The sequence below is a fragment of the Rhodococcus sp. YL-1 genome (assembly GCF_001942025.1).
Taxonomy (GTDB): domain Bacteria; phylum Actinomycetota; class Actinomycetes; order Mycobacteriales; family Mycobacteriaceae; genus Rhodococcus_F; species Rhodococcus_F qingshengii.
Genome location: NZ_CP017300.1, coordinates 141,351 through 157,004 on the forward strand (window position 1 = coordinate 141,351; position 15,654 = coordinate 157,004).

The following is a 15,654-nucleotide window of genomic DNA, read 5'->3' on the forward strand; positions in this document are numbered from 1 at the left end:
GGGCGGATTGCAGGCGTACCGATCCAGAGGTTGTCCGCGCAGCCTCCGGAACCAGCGCTGTCCATGCACAGACGCCGCGTCGGCGAGCTGTCCGGGGTGATCAGGGGTGCCGCGCCGCTTGGCCGCTGGAGTGAGTGTGGAGACGAAATATCCACGCGAGCAACAGGAGTAAGCATGGGCGGTCACGATTTCCATGAAGTGGTGTACACGAACAGTGACGTTGAGGCGGTCTACGAAGATTTGTGTGCCGAGGCGGTACTCGAGTACGGAAACAACGGCTACAACGGCACCATCAGCACGACCCGGGGAGTGAATCCCGTTCGTGTTCCCCCAATGAGCTTGGCCGCCGCATTCACTCTAGCGAGCGACCGCGTGGACGGACTCGACAAATGGAGTGCATGCGAAGCGATTCCACTTCTTGAAGAACGACAACCGGTGTATGAAAACGACGGACGGGTAACAGTGAGCCTCCAGGTGCCGTGGTCGGTGTACTCAGACCACGATGCACTGCGCTCCGCACTGGGAAAGAAGCTGGGGCGGTCGGAAGACGAGGTTGCGGATTGGTTCCTGATAGCTCGGGAAACCAACGTCACGAGACGTGCGAAGATCACCACGACCACCGGACAGCGGGAGACTCGCCACTTCGTGGTGAGTTCGAACCAGAACCAGCTACCAGCGTGGGCGCTCGGCCACCGAACCCAGGCGGCTGCGAGGGAAGCGATGAAGGGGATCGGGGCCACCTCGTTGGCCGAAACTGTTGATCTGGACGTCATCTCGATCACCCGCCGTGTAGATGGTCAACCGCTGGTGAAAGCGACGCTGACCGCGAAGGACGTGAACGCGAAAGCATCGGTGTCATTGCAACGGAAGACGTGCGACGGATTCCTCGGCACTAAGCAGGCCGGCTGGCTGTTCTACGGCTGGGCCGCATCCTGATCGATTCGGTGTGCAGTTGCGATGGCAGTTGCACACCGAATCCGCCGTAACCGAGCCTGTCCGCTGCCTGCATGGCAGGTCGAGTGGCTACGAGCATCCTGTCCGCTCATCGAATGCGGCGAAAGACGGTGCGAACTGCAGCAACAGCGTTCGCCGGCGTTCGTGCGCGTGCCGCACTGCCGGGCTGGTGCGAACAAGCTCTGAACGTAATCAACCAGCGAGTTCGTAGAAACGGGGTAGCGAGATGGCGACTGTGGCCAAGAACAATGCGGCGATCCGAGGTGCGGGAGCACTTGTCACCGCTGTACCGGCATTCTTCGGTTTCACCCCGGACGAATGCCTGGTCGTGGTCAGACTCGCAAAGGGCGCTCTCGCGGCAGCTGTGCGGATCGATTTCGACGCAGCAATACGCGCTGCTGAGCACGATATTTCGAGTCTGGTGGGCCACGAGGACGACCGTGCAGACATGGTGGCACTGATCGGAATCGGCGTGAATTCTCGGCGAGACGACGCCTTGAACGCTGTCGCAGCGGCATGCCTGGCCGACGGAATGTACGTGACGGCAACGATCAAGGTAGATCGGATCGCGTTTGGTGAGCGATGGATCGACCACAGCAGCAAGACTGAGGGCCTTATCGACGACCCAACTACATGTCCCGCCGCGCTGGACTCGTTGATCGAACGAGGTCGAGGTGTAGCCAGCGACCGTGAAGAACTGCGAATCGAAGTAACTGCCACAGGCGCCAATATCGTTGCAGGTAAGGCCCCATCCAATGCAGGAGCGGCGCGGGCCGTGCGTGCTGTTCTCGCCGCGATGGACCGCCATATGAACGGCCACCCACTCTCTGACGCCGATGTGGCGAAGCTGGCGGGCGGCTTGCTCAACAAACGTGTTCGCGACGCGGTAGTGGCTATCGGTCTGACCGGGCGCCGTGAGGCTGCACGCGCTGTCTTTGCGGACGTAACGCGTCGGGTCTGTGGACCGGCACGGGCCGAAGCTGCGACGATTGTCGCAGTTCTCGCCTACTTCGCATGCGACGGAGCGCTGTTGCGTATGGCGCTCGAGGAAGCTCAGCGGGAAGCACCCAAGCATTCTCTTGCCCTGATGGTGGCGTACGCACTCGATATGCAGATTCACCCCACGAAATTCGAGGAAGCACTCGCGCCGTCGCGTCAGATTCTGGCGGAACTCGGAATCGTCGTACCAGACTGATCGCGATCCGAAGTGGTTGTCCCACCGCCGCTATCGGCGGTGGGACAGGGTGTTTCGCCTTCGGTCCGCCGAACGTGTGTTCTCGGTCGGTCGTAACCGCCCATCTGCTGTCCTAGGTGGAGATTGCTCAGCTGTGGACAACGCGGCTGACCCTGTCCTCAATGCGCGTAGTTCGAAGGCAATGTGGGCAGGCGGATTGGTGCAGATCAACTTCGAGGCCCGCCCACCCGACGACCTATGCCGTGACGCGCACTCGTGAGCGACACGGAATCGTCAGAACCTCAACTCGTAGTCAATGAAAGCGAAGGAACGACATGGGATCTGGCATCTATTCGTCTGCGAACTTTTCTGTGCAGGACAACGATCAAGGGCGCGCCGCTCTGGCCTACGCGGTCGGCAAGTTGCAAGACATCTCCGCGCTCGGGCTGACCCCCGACGGAGACGAAGACGCGGGTGCGGTCATAGCTGGGGCGTTGGCCAAAGTCCTTGGTTTGGCCGAAGATCCGGACGACTTCACAGAGGTGTGGAATGCGCTGATCGGTGGTCGATACATCGTATCTGTATCTGGGGAAGGGGTTCACTCCGATCCCGGCGAAATCGACGCGGTGCTTTCAGCTCTCGCGGAGAGCGATGTTAACGGTGAAATCACCTGCGAAAGCGAAGATTACGATCGGTGGCGACTGCGCGTAGTTGGCGGTCAGGTTCGCAAAGAATCCGGCGAGATCGTGTACGGCGATGATGCACTCGCCGCAGCATGGGTCGTCCAGATGCAAGGCCATGATGACAATATGTTTGACCAGGTCGCGGTGGTGGGTTCGGAGGCGGAAGCGACCCCGATCCTTGCGGAATGGGCACGTGCGGCTGCCAAGAATCTGGTCGATGCTGGTGCGCTCGGTGAGCGCGCTGTCGATGTGACCGCAGACGATGCCATCGTACTCGAGCAGTGGGCCGATGCCGGGGGAGTGAAGTGGGAGGTGTACCAGGTTGGTGCGCAGAACCACTGATCAGGACAGTTGAGGTGTTGCCCGCCGGGGAGAGGGGACGGGCAACGCCTCAATTGCGCAGCCTGTCCGAAGCCGTCCGACGGAACCGGGCACAAGCAAGATGGTGCGGCGAGACACTCAAGGTGCCGCACATTCGCGCCGGCACCCTGATCCTGGGTCTGTCAACGAAACAGTCCAGGAGGAATCGACATGGGTGACACACAGGCATTGGGCGGCGCGGCTATGGCCACTTTGGGGGACCTTCTCAGGGAATCCGTCCGCGACCGGGCGGTCCTCGCGGAGATCGGAGTGCTCCTCGCGCCGGTTCTGGCACTCGATTTGGGCGTGGATGACCCACGGTCGTTGTTCGATGAACTCGAGGTCGCTGTGGGCGAGCAGGGAGAGCGAAAGGGCCTTCGGAGAGTTAGGTTCACCACGGAGTTATGGGAAAACGGATATTTCTTCTCCGATGAGGTGGAAGTCGACTACTGCGACGGCGATTCCGATGAGATCACCCTCCCCAAAACGTTCTTGGAGGAGTACGCGGACGAACTCACCTCGCACACCGACGGTCTCGGATCAGGGACTGAGTTGAAGGTCGTCTACAGCGGCAAAGAACCCCGGATCGTCGCCTGACTTCGACTACTTGCCCGACAGGACATCCTGTGTCGGGCAAGTAGTGAAAGCTGTTTCGCTGCCCGGAAATTTAGATGTGGGCAGATCCTCATCGAGTGCACTTCCGGGGCATTGGATATTCAAACCCGTTGCCGCACAGATCAGATCGACGAGATGGAATCGAAAGCGTCAGATTCCCGACGATCTAGGAGACAACGAAATGGGCTACGACAACAACCCCGGCTCGCACGGAAGCGCAGAGCAGGACACACCCGGCCACGACTCGGCCCCGGGCACGGGTGCCGACCACACCGACACCGACACCGACGGGCTGATCGAAACTCGAGTCGAAGGCGTCGACGCAAAGATCTATGCCCACCGCTCGAACGTCACTCCCGGAACACTGCTGGTCGGTGTCGACGCACCGCAAGGACAGTCGATCCGGTTCGTCGTCAACGACGGCGACATGCTGGATACAACGGTCGGCGTCGATGCGGGCGAGCTAGTCACGCTCCCGTCGACGGAACAGTTCACGTCGAATGCGCACCGCATGGTGGTCGGCGGAGAGAGCCGCGCCGCAACTGCGGTCGCGACCAGGGTCGAATACCTCGTACCCGACGATGTGATCGCACAAGGAAGCGATGCAGTAGCCGGGTGGGTCGAGCAGACCGCCCGCGCGGTCGCGGTCACCAGCCCGGTACGGATCAGCGTCGAGATCGGTGAACGCTCCGAAACGTGCCTCACACGGGCGATCTGGACGGGCCGCAAACTTCTCGACACCGAACGCTCTTTCGGGGATTCGAGGAGCGAGACGGAGGCCGCTTCGGACGCGATAGCGAACATCCTGCTGGCACTCGCAGACAGCGACGGTTTCGAGGAAGTCGTGAGCGCCCTGCGAAGCGCAAGGATGTACGTCCGAGACGAGTGGGCAGAGGCCGACCGGATCGTGCCGGACTGCTTCTTGATCAGCTAGACACCTCCACTGATCTGGCACCTACGGCGGGTGTCAGATCGGTGGACGCTTTCGCCGCGACGACGCTGTCCGACGATCACCAGACGGCCGTCAATGATCTGATCAGCGAAGTCACTACTATTCGTGACGCCAACGCACAGACATGGGAGGGGCCGCGTGACCGCCGAAATGAACACCCCGGAACGGCATGTACTCGTCGATACCGACACCGGAGTCGACGACGCGCTCGCAATACTGACAGCCCTCAACGCACCAGACACGTCCGTCATAGGCATCGGCACCGTCTTCGGCAATTGCACCGAACACCAGGCCGCTCAGAACGTGCTGACAGTCCTCGCTGCGGTCAACCGCACCGACATCCCGGTATGCGTAGGGAGCCCCCGGCCCGGGCCAGCACCGACGACACCATCCCCACACGGAAGCGACGGGCTCGGCGGTCGCGGACTCCAGCCGCCACCCTCTGTTCGACTGAGCGACGAAACCGCCGTCGACCAGATCCTCCGGACAGGACGCGAACGACCCGGCCAGGTCGACCTGCTGTGTCTTGCACCGCTTACCAACATTGCAGCCGCTATCACTCGCGATCCGACGATCCTTCGGCAGTTCAGATCAGTGACCATCATGGGCGGAATGGGCACGGCCGATCGCCGCGAAATCGTCGCCGCCGCGCAACCGAAATTCCTCGCCAAAGGCGATACCAACACCAACCACGACCCAGCCGCCGCCGCGACAGTGGCTGCGACACCCGGTCCAGTGACCTGGGTAGGCATGGACGTCACAGGCCGACTACGACTGAGGTGGGCAGATCTGCAAACCCTCACGTCGACATCGAATATTGCGCGTTTCATTCAGACCATCACCGAGGACTATCACGTTTACTGCACGAACACATACGGCGCTGAGCAGCCGATCTACACCTCCCACGACAGTGTCGCCACGTCCGTCATGCTCGATCCCACGGTGATCCTGTCCAGCGTTTCGGCTACCGCACAAGTACACAGTGCCGACGGCCGGTCTGCGTTGTGGGGGCACTACCCTGACGATCGGTCCGCAGTGCACCAGATGGCAACCGACCTCGACTACGCCGCGATCCGAAACCGAGTCGCCCGCACCCTCGCAGGTTCGGGAAAGCACTGAACGGAACGCACAGTTCTTCGAAAGGCGATGGTGGCAGCATGTTTCGAACGGCATCCAAACGCAAAGTGCGGAAAGCGCTCGACAACCTGACCTTGCCCGATCCCTGGGACAGCCGGAAACTGGTCGAACAGATCGCACACGATCGCGGACACCCGATAGTGCTCTCCCCAGTGCCACAACACGTGATGGAAGGCAAAGTATGCGGCCTGTGGGTCAGCTCTGACGAAACCGATTACCTGCTTTACCCAGAGGACTCCCCGTCCTGGCACATCGATATCGTCATCTGCCACGAACTCGGCCACATGCTGCTCGACCACGACCTCGAGATACCAGTTCCCGCCAAGTCAGGGCCACCAACCACGTCGATCGACATCGAAGGGCTGTCCGCATGGCTACCAGGCCTGGATCCCGACGCGGTCCGCGGGATACTCGGACGCAGCGGCTTCTCCGCTCGCAGTGAATACGAAGCTGAATACCTCGCGACACTGCTCATCGATCGCGCAGTCGGGGATATCCAAGACACCCGCCACACACGAATGCTCAACACATTCGTCCGAGGTGAAGACGGATGACCAACACAATCCCCGCCCCCCTGCACGCGCTCATCCTTCTATTCGTGTGGTCGGTGCTGGCAGCGCGGTCAACACTGCTGAGGTTCAACAACTACGACGTTCGACTAACCCACGCACTGACCTTCGCGTGCATCGCGCTCACCCTGAAAGACCCCACCGTCGCGTCAGTTCTCAACCCGATACTCGGGCCGACGCTCACCCGGACACTCGTACACATCCTGATCCTGTGGTCGGTGGCAGCCCTCGTCGGTGTCTACAACTCCTGGGATCCCACCGAACCCCACTGGAAACAGCCGACGCTCTATTGCATCGCGACCACACTCGGGGTGCTCCTGCTCGTCCTCTCGGCGCCAGCACGCGCCGCAGAAACAACAGTCGAACTCACCGGCGGTTGGCAAGCAGTGGCCTACTTCGCGATCTACGCCGCATTCACCGCGTACGGACTAGGCCGGGTAACCCTGGACTATCTCCGAAGCTGGAAACGGATCCGAACCGCATCCACGAAAGTAACCGTGATCGGCGTAATCGTGTTCTTCGTGTCCATGCTGGTCGAATCGTTGCAGATGCTGGCAGTCGCCATCCTGACTGGAAGCGGCAAAGGAGAACGACTTGTCGAAGCGAAATCGAACTCCAACGGGTGGCTATTCGCCGTAATGATGCTCGTCGCCGTCACCTTGTCAGGGCTCCCATTTTTTCGCTCGGACATGCGTCGGGAACTGTGGGACCAGTTCAGAATCCACCGACTGTGGAAGACGATCACACGGACGGAACCCGATCTCGTATTCGGAACAATCCGAGACCGGCGGACACTCACTGACAGTCAACGTCAGCTGAGGGTGACCAGCGAGGTTTTCGACGTTGTCCAACGACTCAACCACTACGCAGAACCCATCAACGATGGACGTTGGGACGATCAACTCGCCCAGCTAGGACTCACACCGACACAAGCGATTGCGGTCTATCAGGCAGCTCAGCTGCAGAACGCCATTGAACGACGTAAACGCGGTCTCAGCCCACTCGATGAAAAGGCTCCGATTGCCACTGCACCGGTCGCCCCTGACGACACCGAATCTGCGATCGCAGCCATGATGCTCATCGCCCAGCACTGGTCCCTAGCCGGCCGCCTCCGACAATCGAGCATCAGCGAACAGGAACACGCGCATATCCCCTGACAAGGAACCTCAGCTGGCCGCTGAGGGGCTATCCGAACCCTCTCCGAGCACCCGCAGCAACGCCCTGCGGTCGGCATCAGTGCGTTCTCCGCGAAGCTGAATGCTCTGCACCTTCCGCATCCGGAACTGCTCGAGGAGCAGCAGTTGTTCGTGCAGATCTTGAATATCGTCATCGAGCAGATACTTCGCGGGCGTCCGGAAGTGCACGGCGATCGCTGTAAGCAAATCTGGATCCGCTTCGGTCTGAGCACCAGATCGCAGGGCGTCGATCTGTTCAGCTGATACCTGGTGTCCAGCAGCGCTGATCGCTGCAGCAGCGTCCGTCGACGTTTCTTCGCTCTCGTTAGCTGGGTGCCATACCCGAAACAAGACCTGCAGTCGCTCGGCGAGGGAAACCCGTGAGGACATGAGCTCTCTCCGTTCCATGGTCAGAACCATCAGCTTAGCCTGAATCCACCGATGAGCTTGTGAAAGTTGATCCGAATCGACGACACGAGCAAGAACTGTTTCCAGGCAGGGCGTGACCGCTGGTCTACCCAGCTTTTCCACGATTGACGAGTGTCGGGCCGCTGTCGGCGATTCGGTCAGATTTCAAGTGATGGGTGGCGGGCTGTACCCGATAGTGTTGGCCCACAGTCGAAGCCACACAGCGGTCCACGGCCAGTGAGTGGGCAGTCGCAGGATCGGTTTTCGTTGCGGTCGAGTCAATCGAGCGGGGATGTTGACGATCTTGCGTCGGAGCGTGGCCCCGCGGGAATGTGAATGCCGGTCGCCGGCAAGAACGCCGGTTGCCCGAAGCAGATTGTGGGCGATCGCCGCGCACAACACCCAGGCGGAGTTTGCCCCGAACTTCCCCGATGGCATGTGTGCAAGTGGCCCGTCGATGAGATCAGCGAACACGGTTTCGATAATCGCGTGCCGGCGGTGTGTGACATCTGCGTCGGCGGTGAGCCGGGTGGTGTTGGTGAAAAAGGGGTGATACCGCCAGACGGGAAACAACGTATCCGGGAATCGTGCGTCTTTGACGCGGCGCACAATCAGCCGGGCGGCGACCGGGGTCTTGGTGGAAGTGAAAGCGGTGTAAGTGGTTTCGGCGACTTCGGCATCGGAAATCCAGTCACCGGTCTCGGGGTCTCGTACCGCGCCGGGATACTTCACGGGTGTCCAGGCGTCTTCGGCAATCGAATCGATTGCCCGCGCGACGGCGGTGTTCTTGGCCATCACGACCGAGAATTCGACCTTTGAGCGCAAGCAAGCGGTCACGACGGAGCGGGTGCCGTAGGCAGAATCGCCACGAACGAGGATCGTGCCGACCGCACCCGCTTTTCGGGCGGTGACGATGGCTTGGGTGACCATCCGGCCTGCGCCTTTACCCGATGCGGCTTTGCCTGCTCGTAGCCGCATCCCGGTGATGACCGGTGCGGAATCGGCGGTGCTGAGTATCGTTGCGAGCGGTGAGAGTCCTTTGCGGAGGACCTGCTTTCCGGCGATTTTTGCATGTCCGTAGGAGGCGCCTTCTTTGGCGTGGCCGTAAACGGGGCGCAGCAGCGAATCGATGTCAATGAACGCGTGATCGACGAGTCCGGGGAGAATATCGGTGCGGGAGGCGAGTGAGATGAGGTGTTCACGCAGCACTGATTCGAGTTGGCGATTGTGCCCGAAAGTGAACTCACGCAGCAGTGTTCCGATAGTGGAGGGTGCGTAGACGTTGCCGAACAGCTCCTTCATGCCGCCGGAGCGAAGGACGTCGATGTCGTCGATGCTGTCCGCGCCCGCGCACATCCCGGCGATCAGTGTCACCAATTTTGGTGCCGGATTCGCTGCCCCGGATGCGATTTTCGTGGCGGTGATCGAGATCTTCTCGGCGAGGAGGTCCGTGAGCCTGGTCTGCTCGGCCAACGTCATCACCGGGACCAGTCCCGCGCACGAGACGATGTGGTTCTCGTTGAACACTGCGGAATCTTCGACGAACTTGTGGGACACTTTCACTGGAAGTGCCTTTCCTGAGCTGGTGGATTTGTTGCGTGAGAACTCAAATCATCCCAGTTCAGGGGGCACTTTCTTCAGTTAGACACTCCGGTCAATGGAAGTTCTATCGGTGGATTCAGGCTTAGTGCGTGCTTGATTATCTGATCGTCGCCGCAGGCAGCGTGGACCAGGCTGTCTCCAACAAAAGGACCAACAGTGGGGAGCCTGCGACGAACTACAACCTGTCCGAGGCACTGGCAAGACGATCCCGACGTTGCACCATCAATGTTTCGGCCAGCACGCAGAAGGTGGTGCCGCACAACGCGAGCCGTACGCGCACTGTCGAGTCGTCGCGGGCTCATCGTGAACCCGCACGATTCGTTGGAGGTTCAACATGCAGATCATCGTTCAATCGAAGTTGGCTGGTACACGCAGGGACAGCCCGCGGCCGGACAGTCTGTGCGCTGATTTGCCGATCCGCCGAACTCCTTTGTCCCTCCACTTGGCGGACGAAGCCCAGGTCACCGTCACCGAGACTTCCGACGGAGGGGATGTGTTGTCCACGCATACGGTGCGAGCCGTGATTGGGGCCGGACCCGACGACGAATTCACGCGCGAGCTGCGATTGCTTGGCGAGGTTCCGGCCCTCGGGTTGCTCGACGTTGCGCACGTCGTCGATGTGTCGGGCACTGTGGCTGGGGCAGCAGCCGGCTGCGCCACCGCGTTTGCTGCGGCGATTGCGGAGCGCTTGATCGACAACGGCACATCGGCGCGGATTGTGGTGCTCGATCATTTCGAATCTCAGATCGCTGAGGTCGAGATCTGAGATTCACTATTCTCCAGCATGTTTCGGTGAACTCTCGTCATCGATTCTCGACGGTCGGGCGCTGGTTGAGTGCCGCACTCGCGCCGTGAGCGCGTGATAGTGATGCCTGGGCGGCGGAAGCCGCAGTGCAAGCGAAGGAGGCCAAAGGCATGGCACGTAAGAAGATCGAACAATCTGTGAAGGCCTTGCAGATCGCTGACCTCAGTGGCCGAATGATTGGTTCCCTCATCCGGCTCCGGTCGACGATGGGGGACAAGCGGGAAATGGAGGTCGAAGTTCGGCAGATCGGATTGGATGCCAATGACGCCGGTCTCCACGTTATCATTCGTAGGGCAGATGCCGAGGGCATTGACGCCGATATCGGTTTCATCGACGTTGAAGGCAGTGGCCCCGAAGATGATCGCGTATTTGCTTATATCGGTGAATACGATCTCGACCATCCGATCGAGTTGATCGAACGCTGACCCCTGCCGTTGAACGCAGGGCGAGTGGCTGGTCCAACCTCCGAGGCGTTCAATTTCGGAGTTTCTGTGGGCACTGTCCGGCGGCTTGTGAACGGCCGAACGGGTGCTGAGCGCGAGTGTTTGGCACTCGTTATTGGGGGTTCGTCCACAAGTTGTCGAAGGTCACTATTGCCCGGATGACCTCGACACATCTACACTGAATCAAACATCGACAAACTGATTCAGGAGGGTATCTGTCATGACCACACCCTCGACCGGCACACGGATCGAGAAGGCGAGGCTCGCCGCCAACATCCCGAGCCAGCGCAAGCTAGCCGAGGAGGCCGGCATCTCGCAGTCGACCCTCTCGCGAATCATCACCGACGCCCGGCCAGCAAAAGCGAACGAACTACTCGCCATCTCCATGGCCACCGGCTGCACCTTGGCGGAGCTGACAGGCACTTCTACGGTTGCCGACCGCGTCCAGTACGCGGCCAGGGCCACCAACGGTGCGAACATGGAGCAGATGCGCGAGCAGCTGATCCGTTTCCTCGAACTCGACGCCTACCTCGAAGACCAGGGCATCGGCGTTTGCCTGTGAACCCAGAAATCGAAGGCCGCGATGCAGCGGCGGAGTTTCGCCGCGAGCATGGGCTCGGCAACCAGCCACTCGCCGACCTCGTCGCGCTCATCGAGCAGACGACAGGCAATGACGTCGCAGTACTCGACGGTGGCCGGGACGAACACGGACTCACAATGCGTGACAGCACGCGCGACGCAGTGTTCATTGCCGTAGCTCGAACCAAAAACCCTATGCGTCAACGCACCACATTGGCTCACGAGCTAGCGCACGTCGTGTTCGGCGACTGGGCCATCGAGGACACCGGTGACAACCGCCCACCCCATGAGATCCGGGCGGATGCCTTCGCTCGACATCTGCTGATCCCGGTCGCCGGTGTGAAGCAAATTGTCGGTGGCGCATCAGCTGACCTCAGGACACTCTCGACCTGCGTTCAGCTTTTCGGCGTGTCTCCGGCGGTGGCGGCTATCGCGATGCACCACGCAGGCTGCATCGACTCACCCATCAAAGACCAATGGATGGCGATGACCACACCGCAGATAGCAGCACGGTTTGGGTGGGCTGACCAGTACGAATCACTTCAAACACAGTCCGACACACGTCGAGCGCCGCAAAAACTGTTGGCTCGGGCGATCGATGGATACATCGAGAACGTCGTGCCCGCACAAACTTTGGCCACACTCCGTGGAATCCCCGTCGGCGATGTCGTCGAGAGCCTCAACGAAGACGGAATCACTCCCATCGAACATCAGACGGAGTGGGCCTCCGCCGCTGCGCTGCCCACAGTCGATGTCGACTTCACCGACTGGGAGGACGACGACAGTGACGAGGATCCTGCCGGATGACAGTACGGCCGATCATCGACGCCGGACCGGCACTGAACTTTCTCGCCATCAACAAAGAACGCCTGCTGCTCGCGACGACGGGCCCGATCAGCACTCCGGAAACGGTCCGCAACGAGGTGCTCAGCAAGTCAGCGAAGGACCGCCGCTTCGCCCAGGTGGAGAGAGTCTGGAACAAGATCCCCTCACGACTGCTGGACGTGCTTCCCGATGATCCGACGCCCGAACTGATCGCCGTCCTGGGCCGCATCAGCCAGCAACCGTGGAAACAACGGTTGGCGACAGCAAAAGATCTCGGTGAAACCATGGTTATCGCGCACGCGGTGGTCCACGCCGAAGCCGGGCACCAAGTCACAGTGATCATCGACGATCAAGGCGGCGCCGCTTTGGCGACAACGGAGATCCGGCGTTTGAGCCGACTTCGTCAAATGGGAAAGCCCGTTGGAGGGATCGCACTAGTGAATACGGTCACGATCCTCGAGAAAGCCGCTGGAGGCATCCATCTTCCTGACAAGGGAAGTATGCGAGAGATCTACACCAAGCTTCGTAAGAACGACGACGGTCTACTCCCGATCGACCGAACGCAATTGCTGTCGTCAACCGTGTGGAAATAGTTCCGGAGAGAGTTGCTCTGCGCTGAAAGTTGGCAGAGGTCACACTAGAAGCCTCAAAGCAGAAGCCCAGGTAAGGTGGCAGTTTTGCGGGCGATTCTTTCTCGTTCCGTTCCCTCACCGCTGCAGGCTGTCCGCGATTCATGAACTACATACGGCCCGAGCGCCTTCGGTGAGCCGAGGGGTAGTCGGCGGGAAGCGCGGATATGGCATACGGTCGCGAGCATCTCGATGCAGTCGCCGCCGAGCTCAACAACCGGCCCCGCAACATGCTCGGTCGGAGTACACCCGAAAATCGCCTCCGCGGTTTGCTCGATAACTTGTCTCCATAGCCATCGCGACCGAATTGCACCATCGTTCGACACCGGATGAACTGCTAGCCTGACCAGGTGTTCGTGATCCGACAGGCATGGTGGCGGCTGCTCTCGCAGCCCGTCTAACCATGTCGTGGGCTGTATGCAGCCCACGCGCAAGTCGAATTCCGGCCGAGCCCGAGGTTCCGTACAGCCCCTGACCATTCAGGAGCCCTACAGTGACATCCCTCGAAACCACCACCGCACGCAGCGACCGTCTACGCGACGACATCGCCGAAAACCCGAGCCGATACCGAGTCCTGACCGGTGAACGCCCCACCGGCCCACTGCATCTCGGACACTACTTCGGCACCCTCGCAGAAAGGGTTCGCCTGCACCAGCGCGGCGTCGACACCTTCATCATCCTCGCGGACTACCAGGTCATCACCGACCGCGACGCCATCGGCGAAGTCCGCGACAACGTGTACAGCGCAGTGCTGGACTACCTTGCCGCAGGCATCGACCCGCAACGAGCGACGATCTTCACCCACTCCGCGATACCCGCACTGAACCAACTCGTGTTGCCATTCCTGAGCCTGGTCACCGAGGCCGAGTTGCACCGCAATCCGACAGTCAAGGCCGAACACGCCGCCTCCGGGCGTGCCCTCAGCGGTCTCCTGCTCACCTACCCGGTCCATCAGGCCGCGGACATACTCTTCTGCAAAGGCAACCTCGTCCCAGTCGGGAAAGACAACCTCCCACACGTCGAAATGACCCGTGTCATCGCGCGACGCTTCAACGACCGCTACGGCCCGGTCTTCCCCGAACCTCAAGCGCTGCTTACCTCGAGCCCCGAAGTACCTGGACTCGACGGCAGAAAGATGTCCAAGAGCTACGGAAACGCCATCACACTGTCGATGACCGCCGACGACACCGCAGCGGCAATCCGTAAGACACCGACCGACTCACAACGCCGCATCACCTTCGACCCGATCAACCGCCCCGGGGTATCCGCACTGCTGACCACGGCAGCATTGTGCTCGGGCCGCAGCGAGCATGACCTCGCCGCCCAGATCGGAGACGCCGGCGCTGGCGCTCTCAAAGAGCTCACCACCACAACCGTGAACGACTTCCTCGCTCCTCACCGGCAACGCAGAAACGACCTCACCCAAGACCACCGCCATGTCGCCGACGTACTGCGTGCCGGAAGCCAACGCGCGAACGAAATCGCCCAACAGACCCTCGATGAAGTCCGAACTGCGATGGGCACCATCTACTGATCGCCCCCACCCCATTGCGCACTCCAGTACGCTGGACATTCATCGTGTTGCGGCGATCCCAGGAATCCGCCCAGCCCGCCCGGGCCTTTCGCTTCTCCCGCCCAGCGAATTGCCGTTTTGCGTAACCCTCCTCGCCTGATGCCGAGCGACAGATCCTTGGCCGGCCATCTTACTGAATCGAGTGAAAGACCATGTTTAACAACATAATTACTGCCGGAACGGAGCGATCGATCATCGAGAACACGCTCGACCGGAACCGCGAAGCGCTGATCGAGACCGTGCGCGGACTCTCTGAAAGCGATGCCCGGCAACGACTCGTCGTATCGCTGACGACACCGATCTCCTTGATCAAACATGCGGCAGCCGCGGAACGGATATGGTTCCAACGGTTTTGGGCAGGACTCAGCGAATCTGAATGCGATGGTTACTCCCGACGAGACGAAGGTACCTTCGCTGTAGCTGGCGACGAGTCGCTGGCAGATGTCATCGCCGAGTTCGAGCGCGCTAGCCAACGGTCACGTGCGATCGCCTCCCGCTTCGACCTCGACGACACCATGGACACTCCCCGAGAAGGGACCGTCAGCATGCGATGGACGCTGCTTCTGATGATCCAAGAGTTCGCCAGGCACGCAGGTCACGGCGATATCCTCCGCGAACAGATCGACAAGCCGCTACTTTGACAGTCGAACGCAAGACGGATCGTCCTGTTCGCTGCTTGTGCAGTTAAGACTGCTCGGATCCATTGTGCAGGAACATCAGAGCAGAAACCCTCGCTGAGCATCCGCCACGACGGCCGCAGCTACACGCGGTGCCCAACTCTCGTGGCCGAGCAGACTCCACGTCGGATCACGACTATCGAGTGGTGTCGCTGCCAGCTGAACCCGCCGCATAAACCTTCCGACAACAGGGAAGGACAACGCGATCCACCTCCACGAACCATCATCAGAGGCGATACCGAGCCGGCTCATCACGGCAGTCGATAGCACCGACACGTCACCGCCCGCTCCCACAAAAGCGTCCGCCGAGACATTGAGAACAGCCGTCCACGACTGCACCGGCGACTTCGGTCCACGCGGTGACGACTTCAAGCCTGATCTCGCCCGCTGCGGCTTCTCCATCGCAGCTGCCGCCGACTGCGCCCACATCGCATCGTCGCCACGGCTCGCCGGCAACGGATGCGATCGAACATGCTGACGCATCTCGCTACATC

The 15,654-nt window shown here is 60.7% G+C and carries 19 protein-coding genes and 1 pseudogene; 17 read left to right on the forward strand and 3 right to left on the reverse strand.

Annotated elements, in window-relative coordinates:
- Positions 1-174 precede the first annotated feature (174 nt).
- The 9 genes from BH682_RS30350 to BH682_RS30385 all read left to right on the forward strand — a co-directional run bounded on the left by BH682_RS30350 (position 175) and on the right by BH682_RS30385 (position 7,601).
- Positions 175-936, forward strand: a complete 762-nt coding sequence (locus BH682_RS30350) for a hypothetical protein (RefSeq protein WP_047269123.1) — start codon at positions 175-177, stop codon at positions 934-936.
- A gap of 244 nt (positions 937-1,180) precedes the next feature.
- Positions 1,181-2,149, forward strand: a complete 969-nt coding sequence (locus tag BH682_RS30355) for a DUF4192 domain-containing protein (RefSeq protein ID WP_047269122.1) — start codon at positions 1,181-1,183, stop codon at positions 2,147-2,149.
- Between the two features lie 133 nt (positions 2,150-2,282).
- Positions 2,283-2,408 (forward strand): hypothetical protein, encoded by a 126-nt coding sequence (locus tag BH682_RS37130; protein ID WP_256938233.1) that lies wholly within the window; start codon positions 2,283-2,285, stop codon positions 2,406-2,408.
- Between the two features lie 55 nt (positions 2,409-2,463).
- The gene (locus BH682_RS30360) at positions 2,464-3,153 is read left to right on the forward strand and encodes a hypothetical protein (RefSeq protein WP_047269121.1); all 690 of its coding nucleotides are present in this window, start codon (positions 2,464-2,466) and stop codon (positions 3,151-3,153) included.
- A gap of 189 nt (positions 3,154-3,342) precedes the next feature.
- Positions 3,343-3,768, forward strand: a complete 426-nt coding sequence (locus BH682_RS30365) for a hypothetical protein (RefSeq protein WP_075835694.1) — start codon at positions 3,343-3,345, stop codon at positions 3,766-3,768.
- A gap of 199 nt (positions 3,769-3,967) precedes the next feature.
- On the forward strand, positions 3,968-4,720 hold the full coding sequence (locus BH682_RS30370; protein WP_047269119.1) for a hypothetical protein: 753 nt from the start codon (positions 3,968-3,970) through the stop codon (positions 4,718-4,720).
- A gap of 156 nt (positions 4,721-4,876) precedes the next feature.
- The gene (locus tag BH682_RS30375; RefSeq protein ID WP_317629226.1) at positions 4,877-5,857 is read left to right on the forward strand and encodes a nucleoside hydrolase; all 981 of its coding nucleotides are present in this window, start codon (positions 4,877-4,879) and stop codon (positions 5,855-5,857) included.
- A gap of 38 nt (positions 5,858-5,895) precedes the next feature.
- The gene (locus BH682_RS30380) at positions 5,896-6,429 is read left to right on the forward strand and encodes a hypothetical protein (protein ID WP_052959773.1); all 534 of its coding nucleotides are present in this window, start codon (positions 5,896-5,898) and stop codon (positions 6,427-6,429) included.
- On the forward strand, positions 6,426-7,601 hold the full coding sequence (locus BH682_RS30385) for a DUF6545 domain-containing protein (protein WP_075835698.1): 1,176 nt from the start codon (positions 6,426-6,428) through the stop codon (positions 7,599-7,601). Before BH682_RS30380 ends, BH682_RS30385 begins: the two co-directional genes overlap by 4 nt.
- A 9-nt stretch (positions 7,602-7,610) precedes the next feature.
- Here the strand turns inward: BH682_RS30385 and BH682_RS30390 are convergent, their stop codons facing one another.
- A complete protein-coding gene (locus tag BH682_RS30390; protein WP_125053049.1) occupies positions 7,611-8,009 on the reverse strand; it encodes a hypothetical protein in 399 nt (132 codons plus the stop codon).
- Positions 8,010-8,192: 183 nt separating this feature from the next.
- Positions 8,193-9,590 (reverse strand): IS1380 family transposase, encoded by a 1,398-nt coding sequence (locus BH682_RS30395; protein ID WP_075835702.1) that lies wholly within the window; start codon positions 9,588-9,590, stop codon positions 8,193-8,195.
- Between the two features lie 373 nt (positions 9,591-9,963).
- Here BH682_RS30395 and BH682_RS30400 point away from each other — a divergent pair, with 373 nt between their 5' ends.
- The 8 genes and pseudogenes from BH682_RS30400 (at position 9,964) to BH682_RS30430 (ending at position 15,124) form a co-directional block, all read left to right on the forward strand.
- Positions 9,964-10,395: a hypothetical protein gene (locus tag BH682_RS30400; RefSeq protein WP_047269116.1), complete on the forward strand. Its 432-nt coding sequence runs from the start codon at positions 9,964-9,966 to the stop codon at positions 10,393-10,395.
- A gap of 149 nt (positions 10,396-10,544) precedes the next feature.
- Complete coding sequence (locus BH682_RS30405; RefSeq protein WP_047269115.1) at positions 10,545-10,859, forward strand: hypothetical protein; 315 nt, start codon at positions 10,545-10,547, stop codon at positions 10,857-10,859.
- 238 nt (positions 10,860-11,097) lie between these two features.
- Positions 11,098-11,439: a helix-turn-helix domain-containing protein gene (locus BH682_RS30410; RefSeq protein WP_064112288.1), complete on the forward strand. Its 342-nt coding sequence runs from the start codon at positions 11,098-11,100 to the stop codon at positions 11,437-11,439.
- Complete coding sequence (locus BH682_RS30415) at positions 11,436-12,263, forward strand: ImmA/IrrE family metallo-endopeptidase (RefSeq protein ID WP_064112289.1); 828 nt, start codon at positions 11,436-11,438, stop codon at positions 12,261-12,263. Before BH682_RS30410 ends, BH682_RS30415 begins: the two co-directional genes overlap by 4 nt.
- Complete coding sequence (locus tag BH682_RS30420; protein ID WP_075835704.1) at positions 12,260-12,874, forward strand: PIN domain-containing protein; 615 nt, start codon at positions 12,260-12,262, stop codon at positions 12,872-12,874. The genes BH682_RS30415 and BH682_RS30420 overlap by 4 nt, the downstream gene beginning before the upstream one ends.
- Positions 12,875-13,089: 215 nt before the next feature.
- Positions 13,090-13,203, forward strand: a pseudogene (locus tag BH682_RS37375) (IS30 family transposase); the annotation flags it as partial.
- 200 nt (positions 13,204-13,403) lie between these two features.
- Complete coding sequence (gene trpS / locus BH682_RS30425) at positions 13,404-14,444, forward strand: tryptophan--tRNA ligase (RefSeq protein WP_064112177.1); 1,041 nt, start codon at positions 13,404-13,406, stop codon at positions 14,442-14,444.
- Between the two features lie 191 nt (positions 14,445-14,635).
- The gene (locus BH682_RS30430) at positions 14,636-15,124 is read left to right on the forward strand and encodes a DinB family protein (protein WP_064112179.1); all 489 of its coding nucleotides are present in this window, start codon (positions 14,636-14,638) and stop codon (positions 15,122-15,124) included.
- 75 nt (positions 15,125-15,199) lie between these two features.
- On the opposite strand, the gene BH682_RS30435 is transcribed toward BH682_RS30430, so the two are convergent.
- On the reverse strand, positions 15,200-15,643 hold the full coding sequence (locus tag BH682_RS30435; RefSeq protein ID WP_143542642.1) for a hypothetical protein: 444 nt from the start codon (positions 15,641-15,643) through the stop codon (positions 15,200-15,202).
- Positions 15,644-15,654 lie beyond the last annotated feature (11 nt).